This window comes from Blastococcus brunescens (genome assembly GCF_035320885.1).
Taxonomy (GTDB): domain Bacteria; phylum Actinomycetota; class Actinomycetes; order Mycobacteriales; family Geodermatophilaceae; genus Blastococcus_B; species Blastococcus_B brunescens.
The window spans coordinates 2,112,304-2,131,136 of the sequence record NZ_CP141261.1; the positions used below are offsets into that span (position 1 = coordinate 2,112,304).

20 protein-coding genes, 4 pseudogenes and 1 riboswitch are annotated in these 18,833 nt (G+C 71.3%); of the genes and pseudogenes, 5 read left to right on the forward strand and 19 right to left on the reverse strand.

The genetic code is table 11. The features are described from left to right. Positions 1–2 precede the first annotated feature (2 nt). The 4 genes from U6N30_RS14065 to U6N30_RS35430 form a co-directional block, all read right to left on the reverse strand. Positions 3–344, reverse strand: a complete 342-nt coding sequence (locus U6N30_RS14065; protein WP_324278300.1) for a hypothetical protein — start codon at positions 342–344, stop codon at positions 3–5. Further along, positions 254–859 (reverse strand): proteasome subunit beta, encoded by a 606-nt coding sequence (gene prcB / locus U6N30_RS14070; RefSeq protein WP_324277757.1) that lies wholly within the window; start codon positions 857–859, stop codon positions 254–256. Before prcB ends, U6N30_RS14065 begins: the two co-directional genes overlap by 91 nt. A gap of 97 nt (positions 860–956) precedes the next feature. Next, positions 957–1,619, reverse strand: a complete 663-nt coding sequence (locus tag U6N30_RS14075) for an endonuclease VII domain-containing protein (RefSeq protein WP_324277758.1) — start codon at positions 1,617–1,619, stop codon at positions 957–959. A gap of 25 nt (positions 1,620–1,644) precedes the next feature. Beyond that, positions 1,645–1,983 (reverse strand): ubiquitin-like protein Pup, encoded by a 339-nt coding sequence (locus U6N30_RS35430; RefSeq protein WP_479690604.1) that lies wholly within the window; start codon positions 1,981–1,983, stop codon positions 1,645–1,647. Positions 1,984–2,178: 195 nt separating this feature from the next. On the opposite strand from U6N30_RS35430, the gene U6N30_RS14085 reads away from it, so the two are divergent. Beyond that, positions 2,179–2,913, forward strand: a complete 735-nt coding sequence (locus U6N30_RS14085; protein ID WP_324277759.1) for a hypothetical protein — start codon at positions 2,179–2,181, stop codon at positions 2,911–2,913. Positions 2,914–2,962: 49 nt separating this feature from the next. Here U6N30_RS14085 and dop read toward each other — a convergent pair whose 3' ends face one another. Continuing rightward, positions 2,963–4,468: a depupylase/deamidase Dop gene (gene dop / locus U6N30_RS14090; RefSeq protein WP_324277760.1), complete on the reverse strand. Its 1,506-nt coding sequence runs from the start codon at positions 4,466–4,468 to the stop codon at positions 2,963–2,965. A 383-nt stretch (positions 4,469–4,851) separates the two neighbouring features. Between dop and U6N30_RS14095 the strand changes: the two genes are divergently transcribed. Beyond that, positions 4,852–5,121 carry a hypothetical protein gene (locus U6N30_RS14095; RefSeq protein ID WP_324277761.1) on the forward strand — a complete coding sequence of 90 codons (270 nt, stop codon included), beginning with the start codon at positions 4,852–4,854 and terminating at the stop codon, positions 5,119–5,121. A gap of 130 nt (positions 5,122–5,251) precedes the next feature. Next, positions 5,252–5,419: a hypothetical protein gene (locus U6N30_RS14100; RefSeq protein WP_324277762.1), complete on the forward strand. Its 168-nt coding sequence runs from the start codon at positions 5,252–5,254 to the stop codon at positions 5,417–5,419. A gap of 60 nt (positions 5,420–5,479) precedes the next feature. On the opposite strand, the gene U6N30_RS14105 is transcribed toward U6N30_RS14100, so the two are convergent. From U6N30_RS14105 to U6N30_RS14120, 4 genes and pseudogenes are all read right to left on the reverse strand, one after another. Next, a complete protein-coding gene (locus tag U6N30_RS14105; RefSeq protein WP_422678070.1) occupies positions 5,480–6,256 on the reverse strand; it encodes an AAA family ATPase in 777 nt (258 codons plus the stop codon). A 131-nt stretch (positions 6,257–6,387) separates the two neighbouring features. After that, a pseudogene (locus tag U6N30_RS14110) lies at positions 6,388–7,248 on the reverse strand (proteasome ATPase); the annotation flags it as partial. Between the two features lie 167 nt (positions 7,249–7,415). After that, complete coding sequence (locus U6N30_RS14115; protein WP_324278685.1) at positions 7,416–7,643, reverse strand: hypothetical protein; 228 nt, start codon at positions 7,641–7,643, stop codon at positions 7,416–7,418. Positions 7,644–7,726: 83 nt separating this feature from the next. Next, positions 7,727–8,416 (reverse strand): annotated as a pseudogene (locus U6N30_RS14120) (tRNA (adenine-N1)-methyltransferase); the annotation flags it as partial. A gap of 153 nt (positions 8,417–8,569) precedes the next feature. Between U6N30_RS14120 and U6N30_RS14125 the strand changes: the two are divergent. Beyond that, positions 8,570–9,358, forward strand: coding sequence for a RecB family exonuclease (locus U6N30_RS14125; protein ID WP_324278303.1), 789 nt, complete (start codon positions 8,570–8,572; stop codon positions 9,356–9,358). A 198-nt stretch (positions 9,359–9,556) separates the two neighbouring features. On the opposite strand, the gene U6N30_RS14130 is transcribed toward U6N30_RS14125, so the two are convergent. From U6N30_RS14130 to U6N30_RS14170, 8 genes and pseudogenes are all read right to left on the reverse strand, one after another. Beyond that, a complete protein-coding gene (locus U6N30_RS14130) occupies positions 9,557–10,276 on the reverse strand; it encodes an HAD family hydrolase (RefSeq protein WP_324277763.1) in 720 nt (239 codons plus the stop codon). Then, the gene (locus U6N30_RS14135) at positions 10,273–10,650 is read right to left on the reverse strand and encodes a VldE C-terminal domain-containing protein (RefSeq protein WP_324277764.1); all 378 of its coding nucleotides are present in this window, start codon (positions 10,648–10,650) and stop codon (positions 10,273–10,275) included. Before U6N30_RS14135 ends, U6N30_RS14130 begins: the two co-directional genes overlap by 4 nt. Then, a complete protein-coding gene (locus tag U6N30_RS14140; RefSeq protein WP_324277765.1) occupies positions 10,647–10,883 on the reverse strand; it encodes a hypothetical protein in 237 nt (78 codons plus the stop codon). The genes U6N30_RS14135 and U6N30_RS14140 overlap by 4 nt, the downstream gene beginning before the upstream one ends. Positions 10,884–11,190: 307 nt before the next feature. Continuing rightward, positions 11,191–11,345, reverse strand: a riboswitch (cyclic di-AMP (ydaO/yuaA leader). Between the two features lie 113 nt (positions 11,346–11,458). Continuing rightward, a complete protein-coding gene (locus U6N30_RS14145; RefSeq protein ID WP_324277766.1) occupies positions 11,459–12,289 on the reverse strand; it encodes a vitamin B12 dependent-methionine synthase activation domain-containing protein in 831 nt (276 codons plus the stop codon). Further along, positions 12,208–13,284 (reverse strand): B12-binding domain-containing protein, encoded by a 1,077-nt coding sequence (locus U6N30_RS14150; RefSeq protein ID WP_324277767.1) that lies wholly within the window; start codon positions 13,282–13,284, stop codon positions 12,208–12,210. The genes U6N30_RS14145 and U6N30_RS14150 overlap by 82 nt, the downstream gene beginning before the upstream one ends. Next, positions 13,239–14,195 (reverse strand): dihydropteroate synthase, encoded by a 957-nt coding sequence (locus U6N30_RS14155; RefSeq protein WP_324277768.1) that lies wholly within the window; start codon positions 14,193–14,195, stop codon positions 13,239–13,241. Before U6N30_RS14155 ends, U6N30_RS14150 begins: the two co-directional genes overlap by 46 nt. After that, a pseudogene (locus tag U6N30_RS14165) lies at positions 14,192–14,892 on the reverse strand (homocysteine S-methyltransferase family protein). The gene U6N30_RS14155 and the pseudogene U6N30_RS14165 overlap by 4 nt, the downstream one beginning before the upstream one ends. 8 nt (positions 14,893–14,900) lie before the next feature. Further along, positions 14,901–15,356: pseudogene (locus U6N30_RS14170) on the reverse strand (homocysteine S-methyltransferase family protein); the annotation flags it as partial. An 89-nt stretch (positions 15,357–15,445) separates the two neighbouring features. Here U6N30_RS14170 and U6N30_RS14175 point away from each other — a divergent pair. Next, entirely contained in the window at positions 15,446–16,306 is an 861-nt protein-coding gene (locus tag U6N30_RS14175; protein WP_324277769.1) for a PAC2 family protein, read from the forward strand. Between the two features lie 87 nt (positions 16,307–16,393). Here U6N30_RS14175 and U6N30_RS14180 read toward each other — a convergent pair whose 3' ends face one another. Further along, positions 16,394–17,107 carry a deoxyguanosinetriphosphate triphosphohydrolase family protein gene (locus U6N30_RS14180; protein WP_324277770.1) on the reverse strand — a complete coding sequence of 238 codons (714 nt, stop codon included), beginning with the start codon at positions 17,105–17,107 and terminating at the stop codon, positions 16,394–16,396. A gap of 243 nt (positions 17,108–17,350) precedes the next feature. Then, positions 17,351–18,745, reverse strand: a complete 1,395-nt coding sequence (gene mshC / locus U6N30_RS14185; RefSeq protein WP_324277771.1) for a cysteine--1-D-myo-inosityl 2-amino-2-deoxy-alpha-D-glucopyranoside ligase — start codon at positions 18,743–18,745, stop codon at positions 17,351–17,353. Between the last annotated feature and the right edge of the window lie 88 nt (positions 18,746–18,833).

Consider the following 18,833-nt stretch of genomic DNA (forward strand, 5'->3'; position numbering starts at 1 on the left):
GCTCAGGCCTCCCGGTCCACGTTGCGGCGGTCGGCGGCAGCCCGTTCGGTGATGATCGTGTCGGCGACGGCCGCGACCTCGGCGTCGGTGAGGCGGACGGCGCCCTCGGCGTCGACGCGGTACACGATCGGGTACAGCCGGCGGACGGGGTCGGGGCCGCCGGTGGCCGAGTCGTCGTCGGCGGCGTCGTACAGCGCCTCGACGATCGTCCGGGTGGCGGTGTCGCCCGGCAGACCGCTGCGCCAGGTCTTCTTCAGCGAGTTCTTGGCGAAGAGGGAGCCGGAGCCGACGGCTGCGTAGCCGCGCTCCTCGTAGTTCCCGCCGGTGACGTCGTAGCTGAAGATCCGCCCGGGGCGACGCCCTCGCCGGCGTCGAGGTCGAAGCCGGCGAACAGCGGGACGACGGCCAGACCCTGCATCGCCGCGCCGAGGTTGCCGCGGATCATCTGCGCCAGGCGGTTGGCCTTGCCGTCGAGGCTCATCGTGAGCCCCTCGATCTTCTCGTAGTGCTCGAGCTCGACCTGGTACAGCTTCACCATCTCGATGGCGATCCCCGCTGCGCCGGCGATCCCGATGACGCTGTAGGAGTCGGCCGGGTAGACCTTCTCGATGTCCCGGCTCGAGATGAGGTTCCCCATGGTGGCGCGCCGGTCGCCGCCCATGAGGACGCCGCCCTGGTAGGTCACGGCGACGATCGTCGTGCCGTGGGGCGCGAGGTCTCCGACGGGCACGGTCGGGACGGGACGGCGGCCGGGCAGGAGGTCAGGCGCCGCGGCCGACAGGAAGTCGGTGAACGAGGAACCCACCCGGTCCAGGTAGGCGGGCGGGAACCCGCTCCGGCCAGCTGACGACTCGTTCACCCATCCGCCTCTCCCGCCTGCGTCCGCCGGCGTGCACCACTGGTCCGCCCGGTGCTCCGTGTGCTGGTGCTACCGGCTCCTGGGCGTCGTTGCGACCCTACCGGCGGCTCCCCGGCCGGATGGTTCGGACCGGTCCGAGGCCGGCCGCCTCGGCGGCCGTCACCAGGAACTGGCGCAGGGTGTGGAACCGGACGTATTCGGCTGCCGCTCGCAGCACGGCCGGGTCGTCCTTGAACTGCCCCAGCCCGCCGTTGCAGTTGAAGCACAGGAGCGCTCGCACGGCGCCCGTAGCGTGGTCGTGATCGACGTGGTCCGCAGGAGCGGTCTTGCATATCGCGCACACACCGCCCTGGACTGCGAGTCGGTGATCCGCTTCAGCCGCGGTGATGCCATAGCGACGTGTCAGGTGGTAGCTGCGCGAGCCGCCCAACTTCTCCCGCGACGCTCGCGATCTGGTGTTGTGGCAAGGCTTGCAATAGGCGGAATATCCACTGCGCGACTGCACGGTGCGAACGAACTCCGGCAACAGCAAGACGGCATTGCAGTCGGGACACCATTTGTGTCCGTCCGGGATGACGAGCCGCTCTGGCGGCAGCCGTCGGATCCGCGGCTTCGTCCGTCGCATTTCACGGCTGCGCAGCGAACGCTCCGCGAGATGCTCGCGACAGTAGAACGCCAACCCGTCCCTCGACCGGGCGTTCTTCGAGAAGTCCGACAACGGACGGTAATCGTCGCAATCCTTGCAGTATTTGACGGCCATTGCATGCCTTTTTGTACGGAATTATCTATTGGCCCCCTTTTTGTACGTACTGACGAACAAATTCTTCGGAGTTCTCCTCGAGCACCTCGTCGATCTCATCGAGAAGAGAGTCGACGTCCTCGGTCATCTCCTTGTGACGTTCGGCGACCTCGGTGTCGACCGAGGCCTCTACCTCCTCGGCCTCATCGCGCGTACGCGTCGCCTTCTGCTGCCCGCCGGTGTCCCTGGTGGCCATGCTGCCCTCCGGATGATCGGAACTGCTGCTGACGCAGAAAGTACTCGTCGGGGCCGACAGCCGGGCGGCGCCGAGCCAGCCGCCGTCCGCCGTTCCCTCGTCCGTGCGACCGGGTCGGACGGCGATCATGCGCCGCCGGCAGAACCGTCGGCAGAACGTCGCACGAGTGTCACTGCCCTGTCATGGCTCTGCGCTCGTCAACCGGACGTCCCGCGGGAACACACCTGCCAGGAGCCATGACCGTCCGAGACAGGCTCCCGGCCGCCCAGCCCGTGCGCTGACCGGCTGCACCAGCCGAGAGTCCACACATGAGGGAGACACACCGTGACACTGCGATCGCGAGGACGACGACACGCACTGGCCGGCGCGGGAGCCGCAGCCCTGACCGCCGCGGCGGTGTTCGTCGGGCCGGCCGCGTCCGCCTCTCCGATTGACCAGGCCGAGCAGGCCGCGGAGGAAGCTCAGCAGGAGGCTCAGCAGGCGGTCGAGGACGCTGAGCAGGCACTCGAGGACGCCCGGCAGCGAGCCGAGCAGGCCGTGGAGGACGCCCAGCGCGAGGCCGAGGAGGCGGCCGACGAGGCGGCGGACGAGGCCCAGCAAGAGGCCGGAGACGCCGCGGACGACGCGCGGGAGCAGGCCGAGGACGCCTTCGGCAACATCCCCCAGATGGACGCGGGCGAGTGGCTGCCCGATGACCTCCGGGAGGACCTGGAGGGCCTGGAGGAGCTCCCGGCGGGCGAGCGGACGGAGCGGCTGCAGGAGATCGTGCGGTCCGCGGTGGACGGTGACTACGGCGACGAGGCGCAGCGCTGGAGCCAGCGGGTGGGCGGCCTGCTCTCCTCCCTGCCCCAGGATCTGCGCCAGGACATCCAGGGCGTGTTCGGGCAGGAGCCGGAAGAGGCCCGTGCCGACGTCCGGCAGATCATGGAGGACGCCGTCGACGGTGAGTACGGCGAGGACGTCGAGAAGTGGGCCGACTGGCTGCGCGACACCGCCCAGCGGTGGGACCTGGCGCGCAGCATCCAGGGTGTGGGGCCCGGGAGTGCCGACGGCGAGTGATGCCGCTCCGCTCCCTGAGCCGCCGCCCGACCGATGATCGGGCGGCGGCTCAGCCGCCGGTGATGGTGTCGACCAGTTCCTGCGCGGTCGACGTCGCCTCGAAGAGCGCGCCCACGTGCTCGCGCGTGCCGCGCAGCGGCTCCATGGTCGGGATGCGGACGAGGTTCTCCCCGCCGAGGTCGAACACCACCGAGTCCCACGACGCCGCCGCCACCTGCGCGGGGTACCGGCGCAGGCACTCACCCCGGAAGAAGGCGCGGGTGTCCGCCGGTGGGTGCACCATCGCCCGGGCCACCTCCTCGTCGGTGAGCAGTCGCTGCATCGACCCGCGCGCGACCAGGCGGTTGTAGAGCCCCTTGTCGGGCCGGATGTCGGAGTACTGCAGGTCGACCAGGTGCAGCCGCGAGTCGCCCCACGAGAGCCCGTCGCGCGTGCGGTAGCCCTCGAGCAGGCGGAGCTTCGCCGGCCAGTCGAGCCGGTCCGCGCAGCGCATCGGGTCGATCGCGAGGTCCTCGAGCACCTCGGCCCAGCGCCGCAGCACATCGGTGGTCTGCTCGTCCGACTCGCCCTGGGCCGCCACGAACTTCTCCGCCTGCTCCAGGTAGCTGTGCTGCACCTCCAGCGCGGTCATCCGCCGCCCGTCGCGCAGCCGCACCACGTGGGTGAGCGACGGGTCGTGGCTGATCGCCTGCAGCGCCTCCACCGGCTCCTCGATCGTGAGGTCCCGGGACAGCGCTCGCGCCTCGATCATCGCCAGGACGAGCGACGTCGTCCCCACCTTCAGGTAGGTCGACAGCTCGGCCAGGTTCGCGTCGCCGATGATCACGTGCAGCCGGCGGTACTTGTCGGCGTCGGCGTGCGGCTCGTCCCGGGTGTTGATGATCGGCCGCTTGAGCGTGGTCTCGAGACCGACCTCGACCTCGAAGAAGTCCGCGCGCGAGGACAGCTGGAATCCCCGCGTGCGCCCCTCGGGCCCGATGCCGACGCGGCCCGCTCCGGCGAACACCTGACGGGTGACGAAGAACGGGATGAGCCCGCGGATGATGTCGATGAACGGCGTCTTCCGGTCCATCAGGTAGTTCTCGTGCGCCCCGTAGCTGGCGCCCTTGCCGTCGGTGTTGTTCTTGTAGAGCTGGATCGTCGGCTGGCCCGGGATGCGCGCCGCCCGGCGGGACGCCTCGGCCATCACCTGCTCCCCCGCCTTGTCCCACAGCACGACGTCGCGCGGGTTGGTCACCTCGGGCGTCGAGTACTCCGGGTGCGCGTGGTCGACGTAGAGCCGCGCTCCGTTGGTCAGGATGACGTTGGCCATCCCGGTGTCCTCGTCGAGGTCGTTGTGGTCCAGCGCCTGCGCCGGCGACAGGTCGAACCCGCGGGCGTCGCGCAGCGGCGACTCCTCCTCGAAGTCCCAGCGGGGACGGCGCGGACTGGGGGCTCCGGCCACGGCCCACGCGTTCACCACCTGGCTGGACAAGGTGGTCGGGTTCGCCGCCGGCTGCCCCGGCACCGAGATGCCGTACTCGATCTCGGTGCCCATGACCCGCCGCACGCTCATGCCCCAACCCTAGGCGGCACCGCGCGCCCGGGCCCGCACCGTCCGGGGCGTCACGCGAGGTCCGGGCGCGGCGTCCCGCAGGATGGCGGGGTGGACGCGCCGCCGCTGGGGATCCTGCTCGACGTCGACGGGCCCGTCTCCAGCCCGGAGACCCGCACGGTGGCCGGGCCGCTGCTCGACGACCTCAGAACCCTTCTGGACGTCGGGGTCCCCGTCGTCCTCAACACCGGCCGGTCGGTCGACTTCGTCTCCGAGAACATCCTCGACCCCTCGCGAGCGGTGGGCTGCCGCCCTCCGCCCGCCTGCACGCGATCTGCGAGAAGGGCGGCGTCTGGACGTCGGCAGGTCCCGGCGGCGTCGGCGAGCCACGCACCGACCCGGGGTTGCGGGTCCCCGGCATCTGCCGGGTCCTGCTCGACGACCTCGTCCGCGACACGTACGCCGACGCGATGTTCGTCGACGGCACCAAGCAGGTGATGGCGACCGTCGAGGCACGCACCGACGTCCCGAACGAGCACTACCGGACGCGGCAGCGCGCCTTCGACGCCGACCTGCTGGCCGGCCTCCGGGCCGCGGGGCTGGGCGTCCGGCTCGGTGCGGCCCGCTTCCCCGACGCGCAGGGCGGACACCGTGGCGGATCGACCCCTCGGTGATCGCCACGGACATCGAGTCCGACCTGTCCGGCAAGGCCCTCGGCGCGCGCCGGGCCCTGGCCCTGCTCGCCGACGACGGCCCGCTCCCCGCACCTGGCACACCGTCGGTGACTCGCGTTCGGACTACGCGATGGCCGACGAGCTGCACCGTCAGGGCTACGACGTCACCCACGTCGACGTCGGGCCGGAAGGCGCCCTGCCAGGGCAGCCCTACGCGGTCACGGTGGTTCCCGGGCTCCGGTACGAGGACGCCGGCGCCGCGCACATCCAGGGGCTGGTCGAGCGGCTGACCGGCTGATCGGGCCGCACCACGGGTGCCCGGCCCCGTAGGGAGCCGGGCACCGACGGCGAGCGTCCGCTACAGGTACTGGCCGGTGTTCGTGGCCGTGTCGATGGCGCGCCCCGACTCGTTGCCCTTGCCGCTGATGAGCGTGCGGATGTAGACGATCCGCTCGCCCTTCTTGCCCGAGATCCGCGCCCAGTCGTCGGGGTTGGTCGTGTTGGGCAGGTCCTCGTTCTCCTTGAACTCGTCCAGGCACGCGGCCATCAGGTGGCTGACCCGCAGACCGGACGTGCCGGACTCCAGGTGCTCCTTGATCGCCATCTTCTTCGCCCGGTCGACGATGTTCTGCAGCATGGCGCCGGAGTTGAAGTCCTTGAAGTACAGGACCTCCTTGTCGCCGTTGGCGTAGGTGACCTCGAGGAAGCGGTTCTCCTCGCTCTCGGTGTACATCCGCTCGACGGTCCGCTGGATCATCCCGGCGATGGTCGCCTCACGACTCCCGGCGTGCTCGGCGAGGTCGTCGGGGTTGATGGGCAGCGACGTCGTCAGGTACTTGCTGAAGATGTCGCGGGCGGCCTCGGCGTCCGGCCGCTCGATCTTGATCTTCACGTCGAGCCGGCCGGGCCGGAGGATCGCCGGGTCGATCATGTCCTCGCGGTTGGAGGCGCCGATGACGATCACGTTCTTCAGGCCCTCGACACCGTCGATCTCGCTGAGCAGCTGCGGCACGATGGTCGACTCGACGTCGGAGGAGACACCCGACCCGCGGGTGCGGAAGATCGAGTCCATCTCGTCGAAGAACACGATGACCGGCGTGCCCTCGCTGGCCTTCTCCCGCGCCCGCTGGAACACCAGCCGGATGTGCCGCTCGGTCTCCCCGACGTACTTGTTGAGCAGCTCGGGGCCCTTGATGTTGAGGAAGTAGGACTTGCCCTGCCCCTCCCCTTGAGCGCCGACACCTTCTTGGCCAGCGAGTTCGCGACGGCCTTGGCGATCAGCGTCTTCCCGCAGCCGGGCGGGCCGTACAGCAGGATGCCTTTCGGCGGCCGAAGCTCGTAGGTGCGGAACAGGTCGGCGTGCAGGAACGGCAGTTCGACGGCGTCGCGGATCTGCTCGATCTGACGGGACAGACCGCCGATGTCGGCGTAGTCGATGTCGGGGACCTCTTCGAGGACGAGTTCCTCGACCTCGCTCTTCGGGATCCGCTCGTACACGTAACCGGAGCGGGACTCCAGCAGCAGCGAGTCACCGACCCGCAGCGGCTGCCCGGTCAGCGAATCGGCCAGGAAGACGACGCGCTCCTCGTCGGTGTGGCCGATGACCAGGGCCCGCGGGGTGACGCCGTCGATGGGCTCCAGCAGCTCCTTGAGCATGACGACGTCGCCGGCGCGCTCGAAGTCCCGCGCCTCGACGACGTTCATCGCCTCGTTGAGCATGACCTCCTGGCCGGGGCGCAGGGTCTCGACCTCGATGTTCGGCGAGACGGAGACGCGCAGCTTCCGGCCGCCGGTGAAGACGTCGACGGTGCCGTCCTCGAACCGGTTCAAGAAGATGCCGTAGCCCGACGGGGGCTGGCCCAGCCGGTCGACCTCCTCCTTGAGCGAGACCAGTTGCTCGCGGGCGTCGCGCAGAGTGCCGGCCAGCTTGTCGTTGCGCTCGGAGAGGAAGGCCGCGCGGCCCTCCGCCTCGGCGATGCGCTCCTCGAGCAGCCGCACCTGCCGGGGGCTGTCGGCCACCTTGCGCCTGAGGAGCCCGATCTCCTCCTCGAGGTAGGAGATCTGGCTGAGCAGTGCCGCGACGTCACGTTCACGCCGCGCTCGAATCTCGTCGGGACCCAGACTCATCGCGCACCTCCACAGGCATCCGAGGGAGCCACGACGCAAATCTATACACGCGCCCCGACATTGCGCCGTGGGCTCGCGGGCACCGAGGCCTGCCCGTCACACGAACCCCGTGGCCTCGTCCGGAGGCCCGCCCGAGCCTGCGAGGGGTGAGAGGACGGGGTCCTTCGTCAGTGCTTCTGGGCGCGCCGCTGCCGCATGGGCGCCACGGCTCCCTCCGCCAGCCGCCGTGCGGTGACGAGGAACGCCGTGTGGGCGACCATGCGGTGCTCCGGGCGGACGGCGAGGCCGACGGCGTGCCAGGGCCGCAGCAGCGACTCCCACGCGTGCGGCTCGGTCCAGACGCCCTGGGCGCGCAGCGCCTCCACGTAGGTCGACAGCTGGGTCGTGGTGGCCACGTACCCGACCAGCACTCCCCGGGCCGCAGCGCCGCCGCGACCGTCGGCAGGACGGCCCAGGGCTCGAGCATGTCGAGGACGACGCGGTCGACGACCTCCGCGGCGGGGTGCTCGGCCAGGTCGCCCAGGCGCAGCGACCAGTTCTGCGGCACCTCGCCGAAGAACGCGCCGACGTTGCCGCGGGCGACGTCGGCGAAGTCCTCGCGGCGCTCGTAGCTGGTGACCGAGCCCCCGGAACCGACGGCCCGCAGCAGCGAGCAGGTGAGCGCTCCGGAACCGGCGCCGGCCTCGAGCACCCGCATGCCCGGTCCGACATCGCCGAAGCCGACGATCTGGGCGGCGTCCTTGGGGTAGATGACCTGGGCGCCGCGGGGCATCGAGAGCACGAAGTCGGCGAGCAGCGGCCGGAACGCCAGGTAGCCGGTGTTCGCGGTGGACATGACCACCGAGCCCTCGGGAGCGCCGATCAGGTGGTCGTGCTCGATCGCCCCGCGATGGGTGTGGAACTGCTTGCCGCGCTCCAGGACGACGGTGTGCAGCCGGCCCTTCGGATCGGTGAGCTGCACCCGGTCACCGGCCACGAACGATCCCGCCACCGGCTCGGTCTCGGGGGCGACGGCTCCAGGGCGACGGTCTCGGGGGCGACGGCCTCGGCGGCGTCGTGCTGCGTGTCCACGGGCGGCCAGCCTACGGACGGCGCGGATGTGACCCGAGGTACGGCTGCGGCGCGGTCGGTCGGAAATGTCGGTGGGCCGACCTAGCCTCGGACCCATGACGGCGATCCTGCATCCGGACCTGGCTCCCGCGACGCCCGCGGAGAGCGCTCCCGACGCGGCCACCGCGCCCCGCCGTCCCTCGCTGTCGCCCAGCCGCGCGGCCGATTTCAAGACCTGCCCCTGCTCTACCGCTTCCGCACGATCGACCGCCTGCCCGAGCGCAAGAGCCTCGCTGCCGTCCGCGGCACGCTGGTGCACTCGGTCCTCGAGAAGCTGTACGACCTCCCGCCGGCCGGCCGCACGGTCGCCGCCGCGCAGGAGCTCGTGGTGCCGGCCTGGGCCGAGCTGCGGGACGAGCCAGGCATCGCCGAGCTTTTCCGGACGGTGCAGGACGACGGCGCGGAGACCGACCCGAACGCCCCCGAGTCCGTGGAGGCGTGGTTGGCGTCGGCCGGGAAGCTGGTCGAGAGGTACTTCGCCCTGGAGGACCCGACCCGCATCCAGCCGGACGGGCGCGAGCAGCTGGTCGAGGTGACCCTCCCCGACGGGCTGCTGCTGCGCGGCTTCGTGGATCGGGTCGACGTCGCGCCGAGCGGCGCCATCCGCGTCGTGGACTACAAGACCGGGTCGATGCCGCGCGAGGCGTTCGAGGCCAAGGCCCTGTTCCAGATGAAGTTCTACGCGCTGGTGCTGTGGCGCACCCGTGGCGTGGTGGCTGCCCAGCTCAAGCTCATCTACCTCGGCGACGGTGACACGCTCACCTACGCTCCGGACGAGGCGGAGCTGGTCCGGTTCGAGCGGACGCTGCAGGCCATCTGGGCCGCGATCGAGCGCGCCGTCGCCACCGGCGACTTCCGCCCCAACAAGACCCGGCTCTGCGGCTGGTGCGACCACCAGGCGGTCTGCCCGGAGTGGGGCGGCACTCCCCCGCCCTTCCCCGCGGAGGCGGCAGCCGCCGCCGGCTGGCAGACCCTGCTGCCCGTCGTCGAGCGCGACTGACCGGGGGCCGCACTCGGCCGCCACGGCGCGCCTCGACCGCACGGAACGGCGGGGCCACCTCGGCGCCCGTAGGGCGCCGACCTGGTCCCGGCACGCAGGGAGCCGAGCCAGGCGAGCAGCTGCTCCCGCTCGTCGTCGATCGGCCGCGGCCGCAGGCTGTCGGGGACCTCCGGCACATCCGCAGGCTGAACAGCCCGGTCAGGCCGGGACGCCCGCCGGCTGCCGTGCGGCCAGGACGCCGGCGAGATCCTCGAGGCCGATGCCTCCGAGCCCCTTCCGGAGCGTCAGGCCGGGCGCGGGCGCCAGTGCCTGCAGGGTCGGCACACCGAGGACGGCCGCACCTGCGGCGAGCCCCGCGGCCACGCCAGACTCCGAGTCCTCGATCACCACGCACGCCTCCGGCCCGACGCCCAGGGCGCTCATCGCCTGCCGGTAGGGCGCGGGGTCGGGCTTGCGCGCCGGGACCTCGTCGCCGCAGACGGTGACGTCGAACGGATCGGCCCCCAGGTCGGCGCGGATCGTCGAGAGGACGATGTCGGCCAGCCGGCGGGGCGTGGTGGTGACCAGCGCCGTGCGGAGCCCGGCGGCCCGGACCTCGGTGAGCAGCTCGCGCGCGCCGGGGCACCAGGAGATGCCGGTCGCGAGGAGCTGGGCCGTTCGGTACTCGACCCAGCGGGCGTCGTCCAGGAGCTCTTCCTCCGTGCGCACCAGCCCCAGGTCGGCGTGCAGGATGGCCATCGACCGGCGCATCGTGGAGCCGACCGTCGCCGCGCGGGCGCTCTCGGACATCCGCCCGCCGAGGCTCGCGGCGAGCTCGAACATCGCCTCGCCCCAGTACTGCTCGGTCTCGACCAGCGTGCCGTCCATGTCGAACAGGACGGCGCGCAGGTCGGCCCGGCCGGGTTGCGGGTCGCTCATCCCCGGTAGTTCACGTGCGGGTGGTCCATGTGGTTGGCCGTGGCACTGCCTCGGTTCTCCATCGTCTTCCAGCCACCACCGGGCGAGCTGAGCATGCGCTGCTGCCAGATGATGTAGTCGACGCCGAGCTCGTCCCAGTGGGCGACGTGGTACGCCACGATCGCGTCACCGAGAGCCGCGTTCGAGCCGACCATGTAGTCCACCGCCAACCCGGACGGGTGCCCACCCGGGTCGGCGGCACTGGCGCGGGTGCCGCCGAGCGTGATGCCCGCGGCGCCGGGCACGTTGGAGACCACCGCGTTGGCGGCGGCCTGCGCGACGGGCCGGATCGGCCCCGCGCTGTTGTTGATCTTCGCGATCACGCTGGCGGTCACGGACGCTGCCGCAGCGGCGGGTGAGGGCCGGCAGCGGCTGCCGTCTCCGCTGCCGCGGCGGCCTCCGCGGCGGCAGCGGCGGCGGCCTCGGCGGCGGCCTGTGCGGCGGCGGCCTCGGCCGCGACGCGAGCCTCCTCCGCGGCCTTCGCCGCGGCGGCGGCCTCCTCGGCCTGCGCCTGGGACGCGGCGGCCGCGGCCTGCTCGGCGTCGCGCTCCGATCTGCTGGCGGCCAACTGGCCCAGCAGTTCGGAGTCCTCCGGGGCGGGGGCCTCGACGCCCGCGCCGTCGATGCCCAGGGCGTCGGCGACGACGACGGACGCCGACTGGGTCTCCGCGGTGGCGGGAGCCGGCGCGCCCGCGACGAGGTCGAAGGTGGCCAGGACGCAGACGGTGGCGATGCCGAGGAGTAGGCCACCCGGGACCCCGGCGCGGCCAGGCGGTGACGGCGGTCCCGACGGTTCGGCCGGTCGTCGGTGCCGGTGGTGTCGTCAGTGGGCTGTGCGGTGAACAGGTTCAGGGGCGCCACAGGGGGCGTCTCTCCGTTTCTTCCTCAGCCGCCTACCGAGTTAGCTGACGGGTTCGGGCCGGAAGTTGCCCTACCTGCGGCGTACGCGCGCAGGATTCACCCCAGTGGAACCATGGGTCCCCGGTCTGATCGCGGCACGGGGCCGCGCGCAGTTCGGCGGTGTCCGGCGGGGTCCTCGGTCGAGGAGCGGGGCCCGGCGAACAGATAACGAAAGTACTACGAAACCGTGACGACCGATACGTGACGAAGAACAGATCTCCGTTCCCGGTGTAGGGCCCCGCTCTACTCGTCCTCCGTGCGGTAGCCGAGATTCGGCGACAGCCACTTCTCCGCCTCGTCGACGGTCCAGCCCTTGCGGCGCGCGTAGTCCTCGACCTGGTCGCGGCCGACCCGGCCCAGCACGAAGTAGCGCGACTCGGGGTGGGAGAAGTACAGCCCGCTCACGGCGGCACCCGGCCACATGGCCATGCTCTCGGTCAGCTGGATGCCGGTGGCTGCCTCGACGTCCAGCAGCTGCCAGATCGTCTGCTTCTCGGTGTGCTCGGGGCACGCCGGGTAGCCCGGGGCAGGCCTGATGCCGTGGTACTTCTCGGCGATCAGCCCGTCGGCGTCGAGGTGCTCGTCCGGGGCGTACGCCCAGAACTCCTTCCGCACCCGCTCGTGCAGCCGCTCGGCGAAGGCCTCGGCCAGCCGGTCGGCGAGCGACTCCAGCAGGATCGCGCTGTAGTCGTCGTTCGCCTTCTTGAACGCCATCACCCGCTCCATGGACCCCAGGCCGGCGGTCACCGCGAAGGCCCCGACGTAGTCGCGCAGCCCGGTGACCTTCGGCGCGACGAAGTCGGCCAGCGACTTGCGCGGCGAGCCGTCGCGACCCTCGGTCTGCTGCCGGAGCTGGTGCAGCGTGGTCCGGACGGCGGAGCGCGACTCGTCGGTGTAGACCTCGACGTCGTCGCCGTCGACCTGGTTGGCCGGGAACAACCCGAAGACGCCGCTGGCGGTGAGCCACTTCTCGCCGATGATCTGGTCGAGCATCACCTGCGCGTCCTCGAAGAGCCGGCGGGCCGCCTCTCCGGACACCGGGTTGTGCAGGATGTCGGGGAACCGGCCCCGCATCTCCCAGGCGTTGAAGAACGGCTGCCAGTCGATGTACGCGCGGAGCTCGTCGAGCGGGTAGTCGGCGAAGGTCCGGACGAACTGGGTCGCCGTGTGGTGGACGTGGTCGCAGGCCGGGCCGGAACAGACGTCCAACGCCTGCTGCAGCAGCATCCGCGGCCGCGGCGGGGAGTAGCTGCTCCAGTCGATCGGGGCGCCGCGGCGCGGGCGGCGGCGATCGGCAGCATCGTCCGGCTGTCCTGACGCGCGGCATGCCGCTCGCGCAGCGCCTCGTACTCGGCCGCGGTCTCGGCCAGCAGCTTCGGCCGCTGCTCGTCCGACAGCAGCGCCGCCACCACGGGCACCGACCGCGAGGCGTCCTTCACCCAGACGACCGGCCCGTGGTACTTCTGCGCGATCTTGACGGCCGTGTGCGCGCGGGAGGTCGTCGCACCGCCGATGAGCAGCGGGACGTCGAAGCCCTGCCGCTCCATCTCCGTGGCGAGGGTGACCATCTCGTCCAGCGACGGCGTGATCAGCCCCGAGAGGCCGATGATGTCGGCGCCTTCGTGCTTGGCCGCGTCCAGGATCTTCTGGGGCGGCACCATCACGCCGAGGTCGACGACGTCGTAGTTGTTGCACTGGAGGACGACGCCGACGATGTTCTTGCCGATGTCGTGGACGTCGCCCTTCGCCGTCGCCATGACGACCTTGCCGTTGGTGCGCTCGGCGTCTCCGGGCTGCTTCTCCGCCTCGATGAACGGGATCAGGTAGGCGACGGCCTTCTTCATCACGCGCGCCGACTTCACCACCTGGGGCAGGAACATCTTCCCCGCGCCGAACAGGTCGCCGACGACGTTCATGCCGTCCATCAGCGGGCCCTCGATGACCTCGATCGGCCGGCCGCCGCGCGCGCTGATCTCCGCCCGCAGTTCCTCGGTGTCGTCCTCGACGAAGGCGTCGATGCCCTTCACCAGCGCATGGGTGATCCGCTCCCCACCGGCAGCGACCGCCACTCCTCGGTGGCGACCTCCTTGACCGAGCCGTCGCCGGCGAAGTCGCCGGCGATCTCCAGGAGGCGCTCGGTGCTGTCGGGACGGCGGTTGAGGACCACGTCCTCGATGCGTTCCCGCAGCAGTTCGGGAACCTCGCTGTAGACCTCGAGCTGGCCGGCGTTGACGATCGCCATGTCCAGTCCGGCCGCGATCGCGTGGTAGAGGAAGACCGAGTGGATGGCCTCCCGCACGGGGTTGTTGCCGCGGAAGGAGAACGAGACGTTGGAGACGCCACCGGAGACCAGTGCACCGGGAAGGTTCTGCTTGATCCAGCGGGTGGTCTCGATGAAGTCCAGGCCGTAGTTGGCGTGCTCCTCGATGCCGGTGGCGACGGCGAAGATGTTCGGGTCGAAGATGACGTCCTCGACCGGGAACCCGACCTGGTCGACGAGGATGTCGTAGGCACGCCGGCAGATCTGCGTACGCCGTTCGAAGTTGTCACCCTGGCCGTCCTCGTCGAAGGCCATGACCACGATCGCGGCGCCGTACTTGCGGCACAGCCGCGCGTGGTGGACGAACTTCTCCTCGCCCTCCTTCAGGGAGATCGAGTTGACGATCGCCTTGCCCTGGATGTTCTTGAGCCCGGCCTCCATGACCTCCCACTTGGAGGAGTCGACCATGGTGGGCACGCGGCAGATGTCGGGCTCGCTCGCGATCAGCTTGGTGAAGCGGTCCATCGCGGCGACGCCGTCGATCATCCCCTCGTCCATGTTGATGTCGATGACCTGCGCGCCGGCCTCGACCTGTTGCCGCGCCACCGCCAGCGCCGCCGGGTAGTCACCGGCCTTGATGAGGTTGCGGAAGCGGGCCGATCCGGTGATGTTCGTGCGCTCGCCGACGTTGACGAAGAGGCTGTCCTCGGTGACCGTCACCGGCTCGAGGCCGGAGAGCCGCAGGGCCGGGGCAGGCTCGACGGGGACCCGGGGCTTGCCGCCCTCGACGACCCCGGCGATCGCCGCGATGTGCGCGGGGTCGTGCCGCAGCAGCCCCCGACGAGGTTGACGAAGCCGCTGTCGGCGAACTCCGCGAGGACGGCGGCGGTCTCCTCGGGGACTCGTCGTACTCGCCGAACGCATTCGGCAGCCCGGCGTTCGGGTAGCAGGAGACGAACGTGTCGGCGATGCGGGACAGCTCCGCGATGTAGGGCCGCATCTCCTTGGCACCGAGTGCGCAGTTGAGGCCGACCAGCAGCGGGTTCACGTGTCGCACGGAGTGCCAGAAGGCTTCGGTGACCTGCCCGGACAGCGTGCGGCCCGAGGCGTCGGTGATCGTGCCGGAGATCATCACCGGCCAACGGCGTCCCCGCTCCTCGAACAGCGTCTCCAGGGCGAAGATCGCCGCCTTGGCGTTGAGCGTGTCGAAGATGGTCTCGATGAGCAGCACGTCCGAGCCGCCGTCGACGAGCCCGTTGGCCTGCTCGAGATAGGCCTCGACCAGCTCGTCGAAGCTGACGTTGCGGGCGCCCGGGTCGTTGACGTCGGGCGAGATGGACGCCGTCCGGCTGGTCGGGCCGATCGCCCCGACGACGAAGCGCGGCTTCTCCGAGTACGCGCGGTCATCGCGTCGCACTCCTGCCGGGCCAGGCGTGCGGAGGCGACGTTCAGCTCGTAGGCGAGCTCCTGCATGCCGTAGTCGGACAGCGAGATCGTCGTCGCGTTGAACGTGTTGGTCTCGATCAGGTCCGCGCCGGCCTCGAGGTACTCCCGGTGGATCTCGGTGATGATCTCTGGCGCGGTGAGGCTGAGCAGGTCGTTGTTGCCCTGCACCTCGGTGGGCCAGTCGGCGAAGCGCTCGCCGCGGTAGCCGGCCTCGTCGGGCCGGTCTCGCTGGATCGCGGTACCCATGGCGCCGTCGAGGACGAGGATCCGCTCCTCGAGCAGGGCGGTGAGCTCGGCGGTGGCGTCCGGGCGGAGAGTGGGTGATTCGGACACAGGCGATCCCCAGTGGTGCTCTGCTGTGGGTGTGCGGGCTTCGATGCTCCGGCACCCCCGGCGGGCTGGCCCAGGCTTGGGCGCTCCCGATGTCACCCCCATCCTCTCATCTCCTCCACCGAGCGTCCCGGCTTCACGCGGACGGGTCGCAGAAGCGGGCGGGTCGACCGGATCGACGTAGGCTCGCAGGGGTGACCGATCCCCAGTCCGCAGCTGACGACCTGCCCCGGCTGACCGACCCTCTGGTCGTAGTGGCCTTCGAGGGCTGGAACGACGCCGGGGACGCCGCGACCGGAGCGGTCGAGCACCTCGAGCTGATCTGGGACGCCAAGCCCCTCGCCGCGCTGGACCCCGAGGACTACTACGACTTCCAGGTGAACCGACCGACCGTGTCGCTGATCGGCGGCGTGAGCCGTCGCATCGAGTGGCCGACGACGCGCATCTCGGTGGCCCGGCCGCCGGGCAGCGAGCGCGACGTCGTCCTCATCCGCGGCATCGAGCCCAACATGCGCTGGCGCGGCTTCTGCGACGAGCTGCTCGCGGTCCTGTCGGAGCTGGACGTGTCGATCGTCGTCGCGCTGGGTGCGCTGCTGGCCGACACCCCGCACACCCGGCCCACGCCGGTCACCGGCTCGGCGTACGACGCCGAGTCCGCGCGCGCCTACGGCCTGGACGCCTCCCGCTACGAGGGACCCACCGGCATCCTCGGCGTGTTCCAGGACGCCTGCGTGCAGGCGGGGCTGCCGGCGATCAGCTTCTGGGCCGCGGTGCCGCACTACGTCTCGCAGCCGCCGTCGCCGCGCGCCACCGTCGCGCTCCTGCAGCGGGTCGAGGAGGTTCTCGAGATCACCGTGCCGCTGGGTGCGCTGCCGCAGCAGGCCGACGACTGGGTCAAGACCGTCGACGAGATGGCCAACGAGGACGACGAGGTCGTGGAGTACGTCCGATCGCTCGAGGAACGGGCCGCCGAGGTCGACCTCTCGCAGGCCAGCGGCGACACCATCGCCAAGGAGTTCGAGCGCTACCTGCGCCGCCGGGGCTCCGGAGGGTAGGCGGCGCGCGTCCGGGGGTAACTGACCCTGTCGCGCCGAGTGGGCCCCGGAGGGGTTCGCGCAGGCGCGACGCAGCGGCTCGTCCCATCAGGGGGACGGCACCTGGCCGCGGTGCGATCCGGAGGATCGCGATGTCATCGCGGTGGGATCCAGAGGATCGCGAAGCAATGGCGTCATCTGCGACGTCGCGTCGGCGTCGAAGAGCCGGTCGTGCATGGCGAGCGCGAACCGGTCGGTCATCCCGGAGACGTAGTCCACGACCTGGGTGACCGTGTCGGCCTCGGAGTCCCGGTAGGTCGCGGGGATCAGCTCGGGATGGACGAGGTGGTGGTCGACCAGGCGCCGGATCACGTCGATGGCGACGTGCTTCTGGCCCGCGGCGGTCTCCGAGGCGTACACCCGCTCGAACAGGAACGCCCGTAGCTCGTGCATCGCCTCCAGGGGCCCGGGCGCCATGACCACCGCACCCGCGTTGTTCTCCGCGGACAACGACCCCTCGACGACGGCGGCGATCATCGTGCCGACCATCTCGCTGCCCGGCGTCCCGAACACCTCGCGGGCGCGGGCGGGGAGGTCGTCGAGCCGGATCACGCCGGCGCGGATGGCGTCCAGCGCGTCGTGCGACAGGTAGCCGATGCGGTCGGCGTAGCGGACGCACTCGCCCTCGCGGGTCGACGGTGGTGGGTCGATCTTCCAGCTGTGCGACCGGACGCCGTCGCGGACCTCCCAGGTGAGGTTGAGGTGCTCGAGCACCTCCACGATCCGGACACCCTGGGCGGCGTGGTGCCAGCCGCCCGGCACGTACGGCTCCAGGGCGTCCTCCCCAGGTGGCCGAACGGGGAGTGCCCGACGTCGTGCGCCAGGGCGATCGCCTCGGCCAGGGTCTCGTTGAGCCCGAGGGCACGGGCCAGTGACCGCGCCACCTGGGTGACCTGGAGCGTGTGGGTGAGCCGGGTGACGAAGTGGTCCCCGTCGGGGTTGAGGAAGACCTGGGTCTTGTGCTTGAGCCGGCGGAAGGCCTTCGCGTGCAGGATCCGGTCGCGGTCACGCTCGAAGGCCGTCCGCAGCGGGTCCTCGGGTTCGGCGAACGATCGACCGCGGCTGTCGACGGCCCGTGCGGCCGCCGGCGCCAGCTGCTCCTCCGCAGCCTGGCGCGCGGGCCGGTCGGTGAACCGGAACCGGCCGCTCATCCGCAGTCGCCCAGGGCGACCCCGAGCAGGGCGTCGACGGCGTCGCAGACGATGCGCGGCGACTCCTCCTCGGCGTCCGCCGCCCCGGCCAGCGTCTCCGCCGCCCACGCGTCGACCAGCGCGATCGCGCCCGGGCTGTCGAGGTCGTCGGACAGCCGCTCCCGGAGGCCCCCAGCAGCGGCGCGGCGGGGGCTCCGGCATCGAGCGCCACGGCCCAGCGCCAGGTGTCCAGGCGTTGCTCGGCGGCCGTCAGCAGGTCCGCCGTCCAGGCGCGGTCGGTGCGGTAGTGCCCCGACAGCAGCGCCAGCCGGATCGCCATGGGGTCGACGCCCTCGCCCCGGAGCTTGGAGACGAACACCAGGTTGCCGCGGCTCTTGCTCATCTTCTCGCCGTCGAGACCGATCATCGCCGCGTGCACGTAGGCCCGGGCGAAGGGCTTGGTGGCGGTCAGGGCCTCGGCGTGCACGGCGGAGTACTCGTGGTGCGGAAAGACCAGGTCGCTGCCGCCGCCCTGCACGTCGAACCCCATGCCGATGGTGTCCAGCGCGATGGTGGCGCACTCGATGTGCCAGCCGGGCCGGCCGGCGGTGCCCCGCGGCCCGGGCCAGGACGGCTCGCCGGGCCGCTCGCCGCGCCACAGCATCGGGTCCAGCGGCTGGCGCTTGCCCGGCCGCTCCGGGTCGCCGCCGCGCTCGGCGAAGAAGCGCAGCATGGTCTCCTCGTCGTACCGGGACTCCCCGCCGAAACCCGGGGCCTGCGCGACGTCGTGGTAGACGTCGCCGGTGCCGTCGTCGAGGACGTAGGCCAGGCCCTCGGCGAGCAGGTCCTCGACGTGGGCGACGATCCGCGGGATCGACTCGACCGCGCCCACGAAGTCCTCCGGCGGCAGGACCCGCAGAGCGGTCATGTCCTCGCGGAAGAGCGCGGTCTCCCGCATGCCGAGGACGACCCAGTCCTCGTTGTCGCGGTCGGCCCGCTCGAGCAGGGGATCGTCGATGTCGGTGACGTTCTGGACGTAGTGGACGGCGTGCCCGGCGTCCCGCCACATCCGGTTGATCAGGTCGAAGGCCAGGTAGGTGGCCGCGTGCCCCAGGTGGGTGGCGTCGTAGGGCGTGATGCCGCAGACGTACATCCGGGCCGTCTGACCCGGGCTGGTGGCCACCACGTCGCCGCGGGCGGTGTCGTGGACCTTGAGGACGGGCCCGGTCCCGGGCAGGGTGGGAAGCAGCGGAGCAGGCCAGGAGAGCACGGCACGAGCCTAGAGCGGGGCTCCGACGATGGTGATCGCGCACCGGGAGCGCCCCGCTCGGGCCGGCTCTGCCCTAGCGTCCGCACCA